The following is a 3,241-nucleotide window of genomic DNA, read 5'->3' as shown; positions in this document are numbered from 1 at the left end:
CCCTCTTTTGTCTGTTTCCCGCTCTATGGTTGCTTTCTTCATCCCTCTCTCAAACTGGGGGTGAACCAGGCCGAGGTATCCCCTTGACATGCGAAGCGAATTATGGTAATCTTTTATCAACCTTAAATTTGAGAGGGCGCGCTATGACAACCTTCGGTCAAAAGGTTTATATATCCCACGCTTATCATTGGTTCTGGTGGTGGCCGGGGGTTGGAGCGTGCCCGGGTAGAGGGTGACGCCCAGGTGTCGAGATGATCGACGCTTAGCGATAGACAGAGCCGTGGGCATGCTCCTCGAGAAGGAGAAGCCCACGGCTTTTTTATTTCTGCGGTGGAGGGAGATATCATGATTTCAGCGATAGTGCTTATCAACGTTCAAAAGGGTCAGCTTCCCCGAGTTGTGAGGCAGCTTGGGGAGATCGAGGAGGTGACGGAGATCTACTCGGTCGCCGGGAGGTATGACATTGTGGCCAAGGTTCAGGTCGAGGAGTATGAACGCATGTCGGAGGTGGTAACAGAGAAACTACAGGCGGTGGAGGGGATCGCCTCCACGGAAACCCTCATGGCGTTTAAGATGTATAAGTTTTAAACGTAAAGGGAGGTGATGCTCAGGTGGTAAGAACCATCATGTCGAAGCTCACGCAGAACCGTAACCTGACGGAGCGTGAGATATCCGATTTCATCATCGGCATCCGGGATGGTGAGGTCACAGACGTCCAGATAGCTGGATTTCTCGTCGGCCTCACCATGAAGGGGCCGACGGTGCGCGAGATAGCGTACATCGCCAAGGCAATGCGATCGGTTTGCACCCAGATAACCCCTAAAGTCTCAGGAGGATTGCTCGACACATGCGGCACCGGAGGGGGGCTCACCACCTACAACGTGAGCACCGCCAACGCCATAGTCGCCGCTGCCGCCGGCATACCCGTCGCCAAACACGGAAGCCGATCCATATCCTCAGCCTCGGGAAGCGCCGACGTCCTGGAGGCCCTCGGCGTATTCATAGATGTGACGCCCAAACAGGCGGAGAAACTCATCGAGGAGATAGGAATCTGCTTCCTCTACGCGCCGAACTTCCATCCCGTCATGGGAAAGGTGTTCGGGCCGGAAAACCAGCTCGGCATCAAAACCATCTTCTACACCATAATCGGCCCGCTCATCAATCCCGCCGATGCCAGACGTCATGTGCTCGGGGTTTATAGACCGGAGCTGGTCTCGATGGTCGCCGATATCCTTGTGGAGCTGGACTTCATACATGCTATCGTCGCCCATGGGCTTGATGGATTGGACGAGATCTCCATACTGGGCAGAACGTCCATCGCTGAGGTTAAAAACGGGAAGGTGGAGAAGTATGAGATTGAGCCGGAGGACTTCGGCATCCCCCGTTGTGATCTGGAGGAGGTGGCCGGAGGCAGCCCGGAGTTTAACGCCCGCGTGATAAGGGATATCTTCGAGGGGAAGGACAGAGGCCCTCGTTATAACTTCCTGCTCTTAAACTCCGGAGCGGCGCTCTACGTCGGCGAGATGGCTGAGAGCTTAGAGGAAGGGATCGAGCGCGCAAGGGAGGTTATAGAATTGGGCGCAGCGGCCAGAAAGCTGGGCGAATACATCGCCAGATCCAACGAACTGCGATCGAAGGGGTGAAAGGCCATGGGCGGCAGGCTCACCGAGTCGATACGAAAGCTACAACGGGCGGGAAAGGCGCCCGTCATATCGGAGATAAAGCTGAGAACCCCGCGCGACGGTGACCTGCTTAAAGGACGTGATCCCATTGAGCTGGCAAGGAGAATGGGGAAGTGCGAGGTAGCAGGGTTGTCCGTGGTCACCGAATCCGAGCATTTCGGCGGAAGCAGAAAGCTTCTGGAGGATATAGCGAGGGAGGTCGATAAGCCGATCCTACATAAAGATTTCATCACGACCTCCGACCAGGTGGAGGAGTCGAAACGGTTAGGATCGTCGGCTATCCTTCTCATAGCCGGCATGTTGAACGATTCAGACCTCGTTATCCTTCATGAACGCGCCCACTCCGTCGGGCTTGAGACGGTGGTGGAGGTGCATACAGAGGGAGAGCTGAGAAGGGTCCTCTCGCTCGGCCTCGATCTCGACATACTCGGAATCAACAACAGGGATATAAAGGTGTTGGAGACGGACGGGTCGGACGTATCTGTGACCGAGAGGCTGGCACCCCGAATAGAGGGGGATTTCATCATCCTGAGCGAAAGCTCTCTCAAAACGCCCGATGACGTGCGCCGGGCATTGAGGGGAGGTGCCGATTCCGTCCTGATCGGCACCGCCGTGATGCAGGCGGAGGATGTGGAGGATTTCTTAAGGGGGATGATAGAGATATGGGAGTAGTCAGGGTGAAAATCTGCGGGATAACAAACGAGGAGGACCTGTTTCTATGCGTGGAAAGCGGCGTCGATGCCCTGGGGTTTGTCGTCGAGTATCCCGTGGACGTCCCCTGGAACATTCCCAGAGGGAGAGCGCGTGAGCTGATGCGAAAGGTGCCCCCCTTCGTCGCCACAACCGCCGTAGTCGGGGGCGAGATAGAGCATATCCTCTCGATAGCGGACTTCACCATGCCCGATGTGATCCAGCTCCACGGCGATGAATCGCCCCAGGAGACGAAGACGCTTGTGGAGGAGCTCTCTAGACGGGGCATTCGAGTTATCAAAGCTCTGAGGATAAACGTCGAGGAGGACGTGGAGGATCAGGTGGTCTTGGAAACGGCGAGGAGATTCGCATCCACAGGTATATCAGCCCTGTTGCTGGATTCCAAGACCGGCGCCATGCCGGCCGGAACGGGGATTCCCTTCAGATGGGAGATAGCTGGGAAGGTGCGGAACGGTATCGATGTGCCGCTGATAATCGCCGGGGGATTAAACCCTGAAAACGTCCGCGATGCCGTAAAGGCCGTTAGGCCGTTCGCCGTGGACGTCATCAGCGGGGTTGAACGAAACCCCGGAAGAAAGGACGAAACCAAGGTTCGGGCCTTTATCCGGGCCGCAAAATCGATCTCGGGAGCCCCTCAGCAGTTGACCAAGTAGGTCAAGGTGTGCCAATGCACACAGGGCTTCAAGGCTAAGGCGGGTGTTAAGCCGCCTGCTGACGGTGAGGTGGCCGCCTACGTGAACGGTTCTCGCTTGGCGAGTAAGCATGGCAGGGTATCGCACCAGCCCTGTCTGGCAAAACCGTCACATTGCCGAGGTGCACCTTAACCCCGAAAGGGAGAGGCAGGAATG

Annotated in this window: 4 protein-coding genes; all 4 read left to right on the top strand. The window is 56.5% G+C overall.

What is annotated here, in order from left to right; translation table 11 throughout:
* Positions 1–345: 345 nt before the first annotated feature.
* The 4 genes from J7M22_02115 to J7M22_02100 are packed head-to-tail and all read left to right on the top strand — an operon-like array spanning position 346 to position 3,046.
* Positions 346–588 carry an Lrp/AsnC ligand binding domain-containing protein gene (locus J7M22_02115; protein ID MCD6505398.1) on the top strand — a complete coding sequence of 81 codons (243 nt, stop codon included), beginning with the start codon at positions 346–348 and terminating at the stop codon, positions 586–588.
* A gap of 23 nt (positions 589–611) precedes the next feature.
* Positions 612–1,643 carry an anthranilate phosphoribosyltransferase gene (gene trpD, locus J7M22_02110; GenBank protein MCD6505397.1) on the top strand — a complete coding sequence of 344 codons (1,032 nt, stop codon included), beginning with the start codon at positions 612–614 and terminating at the stop codon, positions 1,641–1,643.
* A gap of 6 nt (positions 1,644–1,649) precedes the next feature.
* Positions 1,650–2,354, top strand: a complete 705-nt coding sequence (locus J7M22_02105; GenBank protein ID MCD6505396.1) for an indole-3-glycerol-phosphate synthase — start codon at positions 1,650–1,652, stop codon at positions 2,352–2,354.
* A complete protein-coding gene (locus J7M22_02100) occupies positions 2,345–3,046 on the top strand; it encodes a phosphoribosylanthranilate isomerase (GenBank protein MCD6505395.1) in 702 nt (233 codons plus the stop codon). The genes J7M22_02105 and J7M22_02100 overlap by 10 nt, the downstream gene beginning before the upstream one ends.
* Positions 3,047–3,241 lie beyond the last annotated feature (195 nt).

It is taken from the genome of Candidatus Poribacteria bacterium (assembly GCA_021162805.1).
GTDB lineage: Bacteria > Poribacteria > WGA-4E > B28-G17 > B28-G17 > JAGGXZ01.
Note: the sequence above shows the minus strand (reverse complement) of the source record. Positions and strands in the feature narration are given on the sequence as shown.